At 62.3% G+C, this 13,997-nt stretch carries 8 protein-coding genes and 1 pseudogene; 4 read left to right on the forward strand and 5 right to left on the reverse strand.

The window, feature by feature from the left end:
• Positions 1-26 precede the first annotated feature (26 nt).
• The gene (locus IQ26_RS09000) at positions 27-416 is read left to right on the forward strand and encodes a hypothetical protein (RefSeq protein ID WP_145716008.1); all 390 of its coding nucleotides are present in this window, start codon (positions 27-29) and stop codon (positions 414-416) included.
• Positions 417-1,537: 1,121 nt separating this feature from the next.
• On the opposite strand, the gene IQ26_RS41235 is transcribed toward IQ26_RS09000, so the two are convergent.
• From IQ26_RS41235 to IQ26_RS09020, 4 genes and pseudogenes are all read right to left on the reverse strand, one after another.
• Positions 1,538-2,107 carry a DALR anticodon-binding domain-containing protein gene (locus IQ26_RS41235; protein WP_338101599.1) on the reverse strand — a complete coding sequence of 190 codons (570 nt, stop codon included), beginning with the start codon at positions 2,105-2,107 and terminating at the stop codon, positions 1,538-1,540.
• A pseudogene (gene glyS / locus IQ26_RS09005) lies at positions 2,102-4,123 on the reverse strand (glycine--tRNA ligase subunit beta); the annotation flags it as partial. The gene IQ26_RS41235 and the pseudogene glyS, both read right to left, overlap by 6 nt.
• A gap of 522 nt (positions 4,124-4,645) precedes the next feature.
• A complete protein-coding gene (locus tag IQ26_RS09015) occupies positions 4,646-5,566 on the reverse strand; it encodes a glycine--tRNA ligase subunit alpha (protein WP_206616857.1) in 921 nt (306 codons plus the stop codon).
• A gap of 151 nt (positions 5,567-5,717) precedes the next feature.
• Positions 5,718-7,493: a tetratricopeptide repeat protein gene (locus IQ26_RS09020; protein WP_145716231.1), complete on the reverse strand. Its 1,776-nt coding sequence runs from the start codon at positions 7,491-7,493 to the stop codon at positions 5,718-5,720.
• A 290-nt stretch (positions 7,494-7,783) separates the two neighbouring features.
• Here IQ26_RS09020 and IQ26_RS39915 point away from each other — a divergent pair, with 290 nt between their 5' ends.
• On the forward strand, positions 7,784-8,179 hold the full coding sequence (locus IQ26_RS39915; RefSeq protein ID WP_208760127.1) for a helix-turn-helix transcriptional regulator: 396 nt from the start codon (positions 7,784-7,786) through the stop codon (positions 8,177-8,179).
• 502 nt (positions 8,180-8,681) lie between these two features.
• Here IQ26_RS39915 and IQ26_RS09030 read toward each other — a convergent pair.
• Positions 8,682-9,542 (reverse strand): ferritin-like domain-containing protein, encoded by an 861-nt coding sequence (locus IQ26_RS09030; RefSeq protein ID WP_145716014.1) that lies wholly within the window; start codon positions 9,540-9,542, stop codon positions 8,682-8,684.
• Between the two features lie 176 nt (positions 9,543-9,718).
• Between IQ26_RS09030 and IQ26_RS09035 the strand changes: the two genes are divergently transcribed.
• Together IQ26_RS09035 and nosZ are read left to right on the forward strand one after the other, a co-directional pair.
• Positions 9,719-12,046 (forward strand): NosR/NirI family protein, encoded by a 2,328-nt coding sequence (locus tag IQ26_RS09035; RefSeq protein ID WP_240547042.1) that lies wholly within the window; start codon positions 9,719-9,721, stop codon positions 12,044-12,046.
• Between the two features lie 24 nt (positions 12,047-12,070).
• Entirely contained in the window at positions 12,071-13,996 is a 1,926-nt protein-coding gene (gene nosZ / locus IQ26_RS09040) for a TAT-dependent nitrous-oxide reductase (RefSeq protein ID WP_145716018.1), read from the forward strand.
• The last annotated feature ends 1 nt before the right edge of the window (position 13,997 follow it).

A 13,997-nucleotide genomic window follows, 5' to 3' on the forward strand; every position in this document is an offset into this window, starting at 1 on the left:
GATCGCTCAGGGCAAAGGGGGTTATCATGAGCAAGGCAAGACCATTCACCGTCGCTGGCCTTTTGCTGGCATCATTGCTGGGCACCGGCCCAACCTGTGCCGATGAAATGCTCGGGTCCTACGTCGCGCGCATTTCCGACCGGGATCATTTCGCCAGTGACGGCTACGCGCTGGGCAATGCCGCGCAGATGGTGCGGCAGGATCGCGCCAACTGGCACAAGTTCCGTAGGCGCGACAGCGACGACGAGAACGACGCCTGGTTCAAGACCAACGGCCAGCGCGCGGGACTGCAACGCATGCTGGAGCGCAGCGGCGCGATGAGTGGTTCTACGAGACGCGCCATCGTCGATGGCGAGCCACTGATCCAGGTCGACGTCTACACGAATCGCGTGCGCGTCAGCATTCTGGAAGACTGACAAGCGATCAGGGCTGCGCGTGACAGGCTGTGTGAGAACGTCGGCGCTTCGTTTCGACGAAGCGCCTGCAACAGCCCATCTGCATCTCAACCCAGCTCCAGCGCTTCCTCATCCTGGTGCCGACTGACCCATCGGTATTTGGCCTGCGTGCAGTTCGGCCTCAGGTCGCAGCCCGAGCAATCGCGCGACACATAGTTGATGCTGTTTCGGGCCACTGAGCCTTACGGGCCAGACTCTCCCGGCCGGACAGATGTAGAGGGCGCGCGTTGAAAGTACGCCAAACAACGCTAAGGGGGGACGAAGCCTGAACGCCATCATGCGGCGCGCTGCCCTCAAACCTAGCGATGCCCATTTCCTGGAGGAGTCTGAGTAGATCGACTTACTCCCAATGGTTGCGTTTGCCATCGCCACGCTACATCTATTGAGCAGCTTTGCCCCGAGCCCCGAGGCATGTGAGACTAACTGTTTGGCTTGGGCTTGACCGAGGCGTGCCGCGATGGCCACCTGCAACGTTTGCTCTGGGTATGGCTGGACGTACGGAAACTATCCGCCCTGCTACTCATGTGGCGGCAGCGGGCGAGGAGGCTTTACCGATATCTCCTGCGCAGCCTGCGGTGGATCGGGCCGCGGCTCGGCCAGAGAGCAGCTGGTGTGCATCGGCTGCGGTGGCAGCGGCAAGATACCTGGCTCGGAAAGCCCATCGTGGGCTACATCGACCGGAACGGTATCGCGCAAAGGTGCTCGTGCAAAACACCTCGCGCGGGCTTCGCCCGCGCGACCGGCGAAACCATGGACAAGAAACGAAGTTCTTGCTCTCGTGCCTGCGTTTGGTGTTAGCGCATGGGGGCTTCACAGTTATCTCAGCCTTACCGGCTGGTGGCTGATTGGCGCGGCGATATTCCCGGCCGTTGTCATTGTGCGGGCGTGGAAAGCGGTCGCAGCCATTTCGGTGGCCGCAGCTGCTCTGTGGTTCTATGCCAAGTAAGCTCTGAGGAAAAGGCGAATGTGGTTTGCTCGCAGGCAGAGAAACTGGCTTGTCGACTCAGACACACCGGACCCGCAGAGATCATCGTCATATGACTGTAGGGAGTCGCCGGTTGGGAGAAATATTCTTCCAAGCCTCAGCCGGCGATCTTCGAGAAATCCGCGACCTGGTCGGTCGCTGTCCGGATGCGCGCCAGCAACGCCAGACGATTGGCACGAACGGCCTGATCCTCGTCGTTTACGAGCACTTGCTCAAAGAATGAATCAACCGGCTCGCGCAACACGCTAAGCGCCAGCATGGCGGCGGAAAAGTCTTCGTTGTGAATCGCTTGGCCGGCTTCCTTCTCGGCCTGATTCACCGCCGCAAACAACGCTTTCTCGGCATCTTCGCGGAATAGAGCCGGCTCAACATGTTCAGCGATCGTGGTTTTCTTCTTCTCCTCGGCGGCCAGAATGTTGGCCGCACGCTTGGTGCCGGCAAGCAGGTTCTTGCCGTCCTCGGTATCGAGGAAGGAGCCGAGCGCTTCGACGCGGCGGACGATTTGAAGGAGGTCGTCGTTCTGCGAGGCCCCCTCATCCGGCCGCTTCGCGGCCACCTTCTCCCCGGAGGGAGAAGAGGTCACCAACGCCGGTGCCAGCCTCTTCTCCCCAGCGGGGAGAAGGTGGCCCGAAGGGCCGGATGAGGGGGCAGCGCCGCTTGCCAACACCGCATCGATCAAATCATGCCGCGCGCCCTGGTCGCGGAGGTAGACCTTGAGGCGGTCGTGGAAGAAGGCGAGGAGGTCGGCAATTATTTCAGCTGCAGAATGGTCTGGGTGTTCTACGCCACGTATCTCCGAGGATAACGAACCTGCTCGCTCACTGACCAGATCATCGGCCGATCCCACGCCGGTGGTGAAATCCCCCTCGTCATCCGCTCGCCAGACCACCGAAAACCGATTACCGCCATTGTGGGTAAGTCCGAACAGTGCGTTAAGAAACTGGCGCTGGACCGGTAGCCTCACGCCATTTTCGACCAAAATCCTGATCACCCCAAGCGCCGCCCTTCTCAGCGCATAGGGGTCCTTGCTGCCGGTCGGCTTCTCGTCGATGGCCCAGAACCCAACCAGCGTGTCGAGCTTGTCGGCTAGCGCTACGGCGATCGACACCGGGTCGGTCGGCACGCGGTCGGACGGGCCCTGCGGCTTGTAGTGTTCTTCCGCCGCCGCGGCGACTGACGGATGCTCGCCCTGCAGCAACGCATATTTGCGGCCCATGGCGCCCTGCAACTCCGGGAACTCGCCGACCACTTCGGTGGTGAGATCGGCCTTGGCCAGGACGGCGGCGCGACGTGCGAGCGCGGTAATCTCCCCCCTTGAGGGGGAGATGTCGCTGGAGGCGACAGAGGGGGTCGGCACGTCCTGACGCGAATCCCTATCGCGGACAGAGGATGCTGGCGCTTCACGCGAGGCGACCCCCTCTGGCCTGCCGGCCATCTCCCCCTCAAGGGGGGAGATCAAACTCGCGACGATCGGCGCCAATTCCTCGGCCAGCCGAGCGATCCGCTCCACCCGCTCGCCTTGCGTGCCGAGCTTGGCGTGGAAGGTGACGCCGAGATGGTCGAGGCGGGCCATGCGCTGGTCGAGCGGTTTTTTGAGATCGAGCCCGAACTTTTCCGCCGAGGCCTGCAACTGGTCGAGATCAGGCAGATCGCCCTGGTCGGTTTTCCAGAAATAGAGCGCGTCGGACAGGCGGGCGCGCACCACCTTACCGTTACCGTAGGCGATCTCCTTGCCGCCGTCGCTCGCTTCGATGTTGGCCGTGAGGACGAAGCGGTTGGACAGGTCCTCGCGGGCGCCGTGCGGCCGCGTCACAAAACACTTCTGGTTGGCGCGGATGGTCAGCCGGATCACCTCGGCCGGAATGGCCAGGAAATCCTGCTCGAACTCACCCATCAGCACCACCGGCCATTCGACCAGGCCGGACACTTCCTCGAGCAACCCCTCGTCCTCGACCAGATCGAGCCCGTTGGCGAAAGCGAGGTTGCTGGCGTCGGCAAGGATGATCTGCTTGCGCCGGTCAGCATCGAGCACGACCTTCGCCGCCTCCAGCTTGGCGGCATAGTCGTCGAAGCGGCGCACGGTGATCGCGCCTGGGGCTTGGAAACGATGACCGTAGGTGACGTTGCCCGAGCGGATGCCGTCGATCTCGAAATCGACCACCACCGGCTCCTCGGTCTCCGGGCCGAAGGTGCAGAGGATGGATTGCAGCGGCCGCACCCAGCGCAAGGAGCCGGGTTTCGCCGAGGCGGGCCCCCAGCGCATCGATTTCGGCCAGGGAAAGCCGCGGATGATGGCCGGCACCAGCTCGGCGATGATCGCCTCGGCCGCCCTGCCCGGCTTAGCAATATGGGCGACGTAGAAGTCGCCCTTCTTCGGATCGGCATGGACATGCGCCTCAGCGATCGAGGAAAGGCCGGCCTTGCGCAGGAAGCCCTGGATCGCCTGTTCGGGCGCCTTGGTCGAGGGCCCCTTGATCTCCTCGCTTATGTCCTTCGAGCGCGCGCTCACGCCGCGAACATCGAGCGCCAACCGGCGCGGCGTCCAATATTCGCGCGCCGCCTCATAGGTCAGCCCCGCCTCTACCAGACCGTCCGTCACCATCTTCTTCAGGTCGCCCCCCGCCTTGCGCTGCATGCGAGCGGGGATTTCTTCGGAGCGAAGTTCGAGCAATAAATCCGGCATTAGAGTTTCCCTCCCCGCATGCCTTTTCCTTTTTTGCACGTCCTTGCGCCTGCGGCGCTGCGGGCGTGCGGCTGCGCGGGGATTTCCTCGGAGCGAAGTTCTAGGAGCAGGTCGGGCATAGGGTCAGCTCATGCGGGAGAGTGGTCCGGGCGGGGCATAGCAACTCGGCTGGCCGCTGTCACCCTTCCCTGCAAGATCGGGCGTCTGCCGACGATTTCCGAAAAAATTCGGCGGACTGTCGGACCGAAGCGAACCCGCGCGTCCTTGGATCAAAGATTTCCATGAACCGAACGCAGGGCTGAAGCGACCCACGCTCAGGCAGAGAGCTATTGGCTGAACGACAATGAAAACGGCATCGACATTCCTGCAGATCCTCGCGCTCAGCGCCTGTTTTGCGGCGCAGGCTCATGGCACGTTCACGATGCCTGGCGTTAGACAAGCGCTGCGGACAATCGATGGCGCAAGCAGCCAGGGCGTGTTGCCAATCAGCGCCTCGGTCGAAATCGCCAACGGCCTTGGGAGCTAAGCCGCCAGGCCGCCAGCCTGAGTCAGCAGAAACGCCTCACCGCAGGCCTTGGCCAGATTGCGGACCCGCAAGATATAGCTCTGCCGCTCGGTGACGGAAATCACGCCGCGTGCGTCGAGCAGGTTGAAGACGTGGCTGGCCTTGATGCACTGGTCATAGGCGGGGAATACCATCCTGTGCATCGCCAGATTGTCGTTCGACGCCGGCGCGCCGGCATCGAGCAGCGCCTTGCACTCGGCTTCGGCGTCCTCGAAATGCCGGAGCAGCATCGCGGTGTTGGCGAATTCGAAATTGTGGCGTGAATATTCCTGCTCGGCCTGCAGGAAGACGTCGCCATAGGTGACCTTGTCGGCGCCCTCGCGGCCGTTGAAGTTGAGGTCGTAGACATTGTCGACGCCTTGCACATACATGGCCAGCCGCTCCAGCCCGTAGGTGAGTTCGCCCGCTACCGGCGCGCATTCGATGCCGCAGACCTGCTGGAAATAGGTGAACTGCGACACTTCCATGCCGTCGCACCAGCACTCCCAGCCCAGCCCCCAGGCGCCCAGTGTCGGGCTCTCCCAGTCGTCCTCGACGAAACGGATGTCGTGCAGCAGCGGATCGACGCCGATGGCCGCCAGCGAACCGAGATAAAGCTCCTGCAGATTGGGCGGGTTCGGCTTCAGGATCACCTGGTACTGGTAATAGTGCTGCAGCCGGTTCGGGTTCTCGCCGTAGCGCCCGTCCTTGGGTCGGCGCGAGGGCTGCACATAGGCCGCGTTCCAGCGCTTTGGCCCAAGCGCGCGCAATGTCGTCGCCGGATGGAACGTGCCGGCGCCGACCTCCATGTCATAGGGCTGGAGAACGACGCAGCCATAGTCCGCCCAGTAGTTATGCAAGGTCAGGATCAGCCCCTGAAACGAGCGGCTGGGATGCATATGGGCTGGGATGTCAACAGTCACGGAGGCCTCGACGGAGCGGCGGGATGCGGGCACCTGTTGGATCAGGCCGCATGATCTTGTCCGAAAAGTCTGCAACTTTTCGGGATCAGGCTCTAGAGCGCCGCCCGCCAAGCGTCAAGGCGAAGGGTCAGCCCTTCGGCGCGGGCGCCGGCTCGGGCTTGACCTTCGGGGTTTCCTGCGCCGTGTTGGATTCGATCGGCGGCAGGCCCTTCAGCAGTTTCTGCTGCAAGGCGGCGAGCACGTCGGGATCCGGCTTCAGGTCGCGGGCCTGGTTCCACTGGAAGGTGGCTTCCAGCCTGCGGCCGACGCGCCAATAGGCATCGCCGAGGTGATCGTTCAGCACCGGATCTTCCGGTTTCAGCGATACGGCCCGTTCCATTTCGCGCACGGCGTCATCGAACCTGCCCAGGCGGAAATAGGCCCAGCCCAGCGAATCGACGATGTAGCCGTCGCTCGGCCTAAGGTCGACGGCCTTCTGGATCATCTCAAGGCCTTCCTTGAGGTTCATGTTCTTATCCACCCAGGAATAGCCGAGATAGTTCAGAACCTGCGGCTGATCGGGGAACAATTCCAGCGCCTTGCGGAAATTCGGCTCTGCCTTCGGCCACTCCTTCAGCCGCTCATAGGCGATGCCGCGCTGGTAAAAAATGTTCCAGTCGGCGCGGGTCGGGGCCTTCAGCACCGCCACCGCCTTGTCAAAGAGCTCGGCCGCGGAGCGGAAATCCTCCTTCGAGGCATAGACGCCACCGAGCGCCTGATAGGTGCGCATGTCGTCGGGATGCGCTTCGACGAGGGCCTTCAGATGGGCGATGGCCTCGTCATGGCGGTCGAGATCGGCAAGGTTGAGGCCGAGCTGCAGTTCCGAAAGCTCTTTCAGCGGCGAACCGGCCGGAATGCGGCGATAGAGGGCGATGGCGCCCTCGCCGTCCTTCAACTGCTCGGAAACGGCGGCGAGCTGTACAAGGGCCGCGTCGCTGTCGGGCTTCAGTGCCAGTGCATATTGCAGATAGAGGCGGACGAACGGCTCGCCGCCGCCGCGATTGAGCGCGGTGGCAAGATCAAGCAGGATTTCCGAGGCGCCGTCGGACGGGCCGGCAACGAAGGGTTTGATCTTCTCGCCCTTGGTGATCTTGTCGCGAAGCGCTGATATCTCCACCTTGCCGGATGCAAATGCCTCGGCCTGATCGAGCACGGACAGCGCCTTGTCCTTGTCGCCCTTGCGGGCGAGGAAAGAGGCATAGGCCTGCGCATTGCGCATCCAGGTTTCGGGTGCGGCGCTCCCGGTCGCGGTGTCCTGGAGGGTCGCGGCGTAAATCGCATCCGCCTTTTCGGGCAAGCCCGACGCGTCCGCGATCAGCGCGCGATGGAAGGATTTGAAGAGGCCGAACCAGTCCGGACCCTGCAGCTTGTCGATGGAGGCCATGGCGTCACTGGCGTCGCCGGCGCCCTGCTTGGCCCAACCGGTCATAACGCCGGAGATCAGCCGGTCGAGATCGGATTCGAGCGAAAGCTTGAGCCAGTATTCTGCCTTGGAAAAGTCCTTCTTGTGAAAGGAGCCGACGGCCAGCGCCAGACGTGAGAATCGCTCGACGTCGGGAACCGCCTTGAGCTTGTCGGCATAGACCAGGGATTCTTCGAAGCGGCCTTGCGCGATCAGCGAGAGCATCAGGCTTTGCTGCAACGAGGTATCACCGGGAGCGAAGGCGAGCGCCTGCTTGTAGTAGGCGATGGCGCTTTCGAGATCATTGTCGCCTTCAGCGACCCGCGCAGCAAGATAGGCGCCCGAGAAGGATGTGATCTTGACCGGCTCGGTGGTCTCTTTGGCGTAGGCAGGCAGACCGGAGATCGCCATGCCCGTCACGATTGCCAGCCCTGTCAGCCAGCGCGCACATCCTTGCCGCATCGTATCCCTTTCAGTCAAAGCCGTGTCCGCGTCAGCGGGATCGCCGTAGACTCGATCTTTTCCAAGCAAAGCATGGCCTTTTTGGGGTCACGCTTCAACCCGGCCGAAATTCACAATCGGGTCAGGCGATTAACAAAACATGGCGAAGCGCGCCCTAACTGCGACCGTCGACCCCACTTTGCCGGCCTGGCAGGCTGGCCGGGCTTGTCCTGCTGCAGTACCGGCACCCGATGCCGTAAGCGGCGGGCGTTGAAAGTTTACGCAACGGATTGATACGTGGAACCATGCAGATGGATGCCGGTGCTTCGCCTGGGAAGATGCCGATGCTGGAAATGCCGCGGGACGCGCTGGCCTGCGCCATTGTCGACCGAATCTACGAAGCGGCGTTCGCGGCCGAGCTGTGGCCGGATGCATTGGAAGCGGCCAGCGCGCTGTCTCGCTTGGCAAGCGGCGCGATCTTCCTGGTCAGCGACCATTTGCCGGTTCGCGCCATTGGCGAGGCGCCGGCGGAAGCCCGGCTCGCCACCGAGCTTGCCTCCGGCCGTTCCGTGCAGGAAGCGGCCATTGAAATCGGCGTCGCCGTCAAATCGGCCCGCACCTATCTCGAACGAATTTTTCGCAAAACCGGAAACGGTCGTCAGAGCCAGCTCGAAGCGCTGCTCAGAAGCGCGCGGACGTTCTCATGATCTCGTCAATCGCCCCGTCCGATGTTGCTTGATGAGGATCTGCGGATCTCCCGGGAAGTTTCGTGCTGATCCCGCACGGTCGGCGAAGCTCAGAATCACCCGACAAGTCTGGCGTCCAGTGACTGCATCGCAACGTGACCAGCGCGTGCAGCCGCCCTTTCGGCACCCCTGCACAGAGCGACCGTACATGAGAGTGGCGTATTAGTCGCCCAGGCCCTCACCAAAGGATCAAGTCCGCCGGGCGTTGTCATGGGCGGCGACAGCGAGGGCACGGTGGCCGGGCAGTTCCGGCTGGAGCCGAAAGGCGACGAAGGCAACAACATCGCAGATTCACCAGCCTCGGTGACGAGGCGACGCATGATGACTTGACCTGCCGCCATACAGAAAAGCAATCAGAGTGCCAAAAGAGGTGGTGCCTGTCATGGCCAGTGGCGAGTATCGCCAAGGGCTGGCATTTCCGCCCGCTCCGCGTCGGCTGGAGTGCGGACTTTCGAGTGCCGCCTCATTTCATCACGGCGCGGATCGTCGACCTGCACTCCACCGCGCCTGCCGCGAATTGCTGCGCGCGGCTGCGGCTGTCCTGGTCGAGCAGCCGCTCGCCGAAGTCGAGATAGCAGTCCAGCAGCAGCTCGCACAGTGCCGTGGCGCGTTGCGACACGTCCGGCGCGACCCCATTGCTCAACAGGGGTGAAGGGCCAAATGGCTGTTGCGCGATGCTGAATGATCGTTCGCGCGCTTGACCTGCAAGGTCCCCCAGGCTCGACGCATCAGCTTCGGAAGCGTTAGCGGCCGCTGCCTGGAGATGCGCGGCCAACTGCAGCTCCAGTTCCGGCAGGTCGAGGACGGGCGCGCGCGGCCGCACATCCTGCCGGGCGTGAAAGGCTCGGCGTCTTTCGCGGCGAAGGGTGGCTAGGTGGCCTAGCTCCTCGCGTGCCATCTGCTCGGCGGCTTCCCGCAGCGGATCCTGGTCTGTCTGCGCCGCCACATAGGTCCAGAACAGGAAGGCCCTCTCCTCGTTGCGCACAGCCATCGAGAAGGCCCGATAGGCGCTGAGCAACTCGGGCGCGACCATGCTCGCCCCCTCGTCGTCGAAGGTATCTGTGGGTTCCCATTGCAGGTTGGAAAGGTCGGGCTTCTTGCCGCTGACCTTTTCGGACCAGTGCACGACATTCCCCAGATGCCGGCTTTCCTCGCCGACCAGTTGTTCGAACACAGCCACCATGTCCGGCCTGTTCTCCTGCCGCATATGGTCGGCCAGCTTAGAATAGCCGCCGATCGCCTCCTGCTCCATGGCGTAGGCGATCGCCAGCAGCTCATCCATCGACGTTACTGCCGCGAAAGGTTCCGATTTCAGAAGCGACATGTCTTCAATCTCCAGCCCGGCCTGCGGTCGTATCTATAGCAGAAAAGAAAAGCCATTAATTTGCGCTGGCACAAAGACGCTCCGGTTGAATGAGGTACCACTCGCGGTAGTTCAGTCGGGGCGAGGACGGGTGCGGAACCCTGTCCGACATGACATATCGGAAGCTAATCTTGAGCATATGGCCCTTCAGCAATCTCGTCCGGCGTACCGATCGCTCGGTCATCGCTTTCATAGCGATTGCGTTGGCAGTAATTGTCCTCTTGTCTTGTCCAATTCCGGCCTCGGCGGCAGGAAGGCTGGCGGAACTCCTGCAAAAGGCGCAGCCGTCTGAGCTAGTCCAAGGCGCCGACCGCTTCGGACAACCGCAGGGTGACCCGCCCATCACCCCCGTTTATCGGGGCGACGAACTGGCGGGATATGTCTATCTGAATACCGACTTCACCAGCTCGGTTGGGTATTCGGGAAAGCCGATCCACATCCTGGTCGGCATCGACCCCACCGGAATAATCCGCGGCTTCAAACTGGTCGGGCATTCCGAACCGATCGTTCTCATCGGCATCCCTGAAGAAAGGGTTGTCGGCGCCCTCAATTCTTTAATCGGCAAGGATCTCGCACGCGTGGCTGCGGGGGCTGAGAGGCACCCGCAGGTCGACATCGTCGGCGGCGCGACCGTGACAGTGCTCGTCATGGGCGACAGCATCGTGCGGTCGGCAGTCAAACTGATCCGAAGCGGCCGCCTTGGGGGCGGCGACGGCGCAGGGGCCGGTATCTCGCCGCCGTCCGTGGCGACACGCGCGCTTGACCTGTCGAGGCAGGAGGTTCGCGGCTGGCAGAGCCTGGTCGGCGACGGGTCGATCCGGAGCTTGCGGCTGACAGTAGGTGAGGTGACGCAGGCATTCCAGCAGGCGGGCCAGACGGAGGCGGCGAACCGCCCCGAGAGCCGGAAACCCGAAGACCTCTTCATCGAGCTCTACGTTGCTCCCGTTAGCGCCCCCACGATCGGGGTGAGCCTGCTGGGCGAGCGCGGTTACGAGCGCCTGCGACAGAAGCTGAAAGACGGACAGCAGGCGATCATCGTGGCGGGCGATGGGGCTTACTCCTTCAAGGGCTCCGGCTATGTCCGCGGCGGCATTTTCGACCGCATCGAGCTTCTGCAGGATGGCGGGGGCGTCCGCTTCCGGGACCGGAATCACACGCGCATCGGCGATCTCGCCGCGGAGGGCGCGCCGAGGCTTCGCGAGATTGCTCTTTTCACCGTCCCGGAGGACTTCAGTTTCAACGTGACGGAGCCTTGGGAGCTGCAGCTCCTCGTCCAGCGGAGCTTCGGTGCACGCGACAAGGCATCTCTTCCGTTCAACGTGGGTTACTCCCTTCCCGAGCAATATGTCGTGGTGAATCAGGCGGCGGCGCCGCCGGCTCAGGAACCAGCCGCGGCTGGAGCCACACCGCCTGCGGCAGCCGATGCCAACCTTGGGGCAGGAAGTCCCGGCGAGCCAGAGGCCGAGGAAGACGAGCTGTGGATGCGCATTTGGCAGATGAACACCGTGTCGATCAGCATCACGGTGGCTGCCCTTTTGGCGCTCACGGCCATCTTCTTCTTCCAGGACTGGCTGGTGCGGCGTCCGCGGCTCTACACCTGGGTGCGCCGTGGTTATCTGCTCTTCACGCTGGTCTGGCTCGGCTGGTACGCCAACGCGCAGCTTTCCGTCGTCAACGTTCTGACCTTCACAAACTCCCTGATAACCAGCTTCAACTGGGAGTTCTTCCTCTCAGCGCCACTCATCTTCATCCTGTGGGCGGCGGTGGCGGCAGGGCTCCTCTTCTGGGGACGCGGTCCGTTCTGCGGCTGGCTCTGTCCATTCGGCGCTCTTCAGGAACTGACCAACAACCTGGCCCAATGGCTGAAGGTGCCCCAGATCAAGGTGCCGTTCGGCCTTAACGAACGGCTATGGCCGATCAAGTACATCCTCTTCCTGGGGCTGTTCGGCCTGTCGTTCTACTCGCTCGCACTGGCGGAAGTTTTCGCCGAAGTCGAGCCCTTCAAGACTGCCATCGTCCTCAAGTTCGCCCGCGAGTGGCCGTTCGTCATTTTCGCTCTGACGCTGTTGGCGGCAGGGCTGTTCATCGAACGCTTCTACTGCCGCTATCTATGTCCCCTGGGCGCCGCGCTCGCCATTCCTGGCCGCATCCGGATGTTCGAATGGCTGAAGCGGTGGCCCGAATGCGGTTCTCCCTGCCAGCGCTGCGCCAAGGAATGTCCGGTTCAGGCGATCCATCCGGAGGGTCAGATCAACGTCAATGAATGCATCTACTGCATGCATTGCCAAGAACTCTACCATGACGATCACCGCTGCCCACACATGATCCAGGTGCGTCTCAAGCGCGAAAAATTCCAGGCCCTGTCTTCTCCCGCCACCAGCGGGAAGGGACCCGCCAAGCCCGTCATTTCCCACAAGGGAATCCCTGTCGAACGACCGGAAACGGTTGCCGGTCCATCGACTTAACAAGCCCAGCACCAGGAGAGCTGAATGTCACAGGAAGAAACAAGAAAAGGTCTGAGCAGACGCCAGTTGCTCGGCACAACCGCTTTCGCAGCAGCCGCCGGAGCGACCGGTACGGGCGGCGCGTTGGCTCTGGCGGGAGGCGCGCTATCCCCGGCTGCGGCACAAACCGCGCCGGCCGCCGGCGGCCGCTACGAAGTGAGGCCTGGGGAGCTTGACGAATATTACGTCTTCTTCTCGAGCGGACAGTCGGGCGAAATCCGGGTGGTGGGCGCGCCGTCCATGCGCGAAATGATGCGCATTCCGGTGTTCAATCGCTGTAGTGCCACCGGCTGGGGCCTGACCAATGAGAGCCGCAAAGTGCTGACCGAGGGTCTGCTGCCGGAGACGGTGGAGTTCCTGAAGGACAAGGGCGGGGTCTATCACAACGGCGATCTGCACCATCCGCATCCGTCCTTCACCGATGGGACCTATGACGGCCGCTATCTCTACGCCAACGACAAGGCCAACACCCGCGTCTGCCGCATCCGTCTCGACGTGATGAAATGCGACAAGATCATCCAGTTGCCGAACCAGCACACGGTTCACGGTTTGCGTGTCCAAAAATATCCGAAGACGGGATACGTATTCTGCAACGGCGAGGACCGCGTGCCGCTGCAGAACGACGGCACCACCATGAACGACAAGAGCACCTACCGCGCCATCTTCACAGCGGTCGACGGCGAGACCATGAAGGTGGCCTGGCAAATCATGGTCGACGGCAATCTCGACAACGTCGACGCCGACTACCAGGGCAAGTATTGCTTCGCCACCTGCTACAATTCCGAAGAGGGCGTGAACCTTGCCGAGATGATGGCGAACGAGCAGGACTGGGTCGTCATCTTCAACCTCAAGCGCATCGAAGACGCGGTTGCGAAGGGCGATTTCGAGGAAATCAACGGTGTTCCGGTGCTGGACGGCCGCAAAGGATCCCCGCTCACGCGCTACGTTCCCGTTCCCAACAGTCCACACGGCATCAACACCGCACCCGACGGCATCCATGTGGTGGCGAACGGCAAGCTGTCACCGACGGTGACGGTGTTCGACGTGCGAAAGTTCGACGATCTTTTCGACGACAAGATCCAGCCGCGTGACACCGTTGTCGCCGAGCCGGAACTGGGCCTCGGGCCGTTGCATACCGCCTATGACGGAAAGGGCAACGCCTTCACGACGCTGTTCATCGACAGCCAGATCTGCAAGTGGAACATAGAAGACGCCAAGCGGGCGTTCGCCGGCGAGCAGGTCGATCCGATCCGCCAAAAGCTGGACGTGCACTACCAGCCGGGGCATAACCACACCTCCATGGGCCAGACCAAAGAGGCTGACGGCAAATGGCTGATCTCGCTTAACAAGTTCTCCAAGGACCGCTATCTCAACGTCGGCCCTCTCAAGCCGGAGAACGATCAGCTCATCGACATCTCGGGCGACGAGATGGTATTGGTGCACGACAATCCGACTTTCGCCGAGCCGCACGACGCCACGCTCGTGCACCGCTCCAAGATCGATCCAGTGCATGTCTGGAACCGCGACGATCCGTTCTTCGCCGATGCGGTGAAACAGGCGGCGGCCGATGGCATCGATCTCATGTCGGACTCGGAGGTCATTCGAGACGGCAACAAGGTCCGCGTCTACATGACCTCGGTGGCTCCGGCGTTCGGTCTTGAGGAGTTCACCGTCAAGCAGGGCGATGAGGTGACGGTCTATGTCACAAATATCGACGAGGTGGAGGATTTGACCCACGGGTTCAGCATCATCAACTACGGCATCAACATGGAAGTGGCGCCGCAGGCCACCGCTTCGGTGACTTTCAACGCGAGCAAGCCCGGCGTTTACTGGTACTACTGCTCATGGTTCTGCCATGCGATGCACATGGAGATGAAGGGCCGCATGTTCGTCGAGCCGCAAGGCGTGTGAG

The organism is Mesorhizobium tianshanense, from assembly GCF_007830515.1.
Taxonomy (GTDB): Bacteria; Pseudomonadota; Alphaproteobacteria; order Rhizobiales; family Rhizobiaceae; genus Mesorhizobium; species Mesorhizobium tianshanense.

Excerpts from the sequence above, each read along its gene's own strand:
- IQ26_RS39915 (WP_208760127.1), top strand. The coding sequence starts at position 7,784 with ATGGATGCCGGTGCTTCGCCTGGGAAGATGCCGATGCTGGAAATGCCG.
- IQ26_RS09030 (WP_145716014.1), bottom strand. The coding sequence starts at position 9,542 with ATGTCGCTTCTGAAATCGGAACCTTTCGCGGCAGTAACGTCGATGGAT.
- IQ26_RS09015 (WP_206616857.1), bottom strand. The coding sequence starts at position 5,566 with ATGCATCCCAGCCGCTCGTTTCAGGGGCTGATCCTGACCTTGCATAAC.
- IQ26_RS09020 (WP_145716231.1), bottom strand. The coding sequence starts at position 7,493 with ATGCGGCAAGGATGTGCGCGCTGGCTGACAGGGCTGGCAATCGTGACG.
- nosZ (WP_145716018.1), top strand. The coding sequence starts at position 12,071 with ATGTCACAGGAAGAAACAAGAAAAGGTCTGAGCAGACGCCAGTTGCTC.
- IQ26_RS09000 (WP_145716008.1), top strand. The coding sequence starts at position 27 with ATGAGCAAGGCAAGACCATTCACCGTCGCTGGCCTTTTGCTGGCATCA.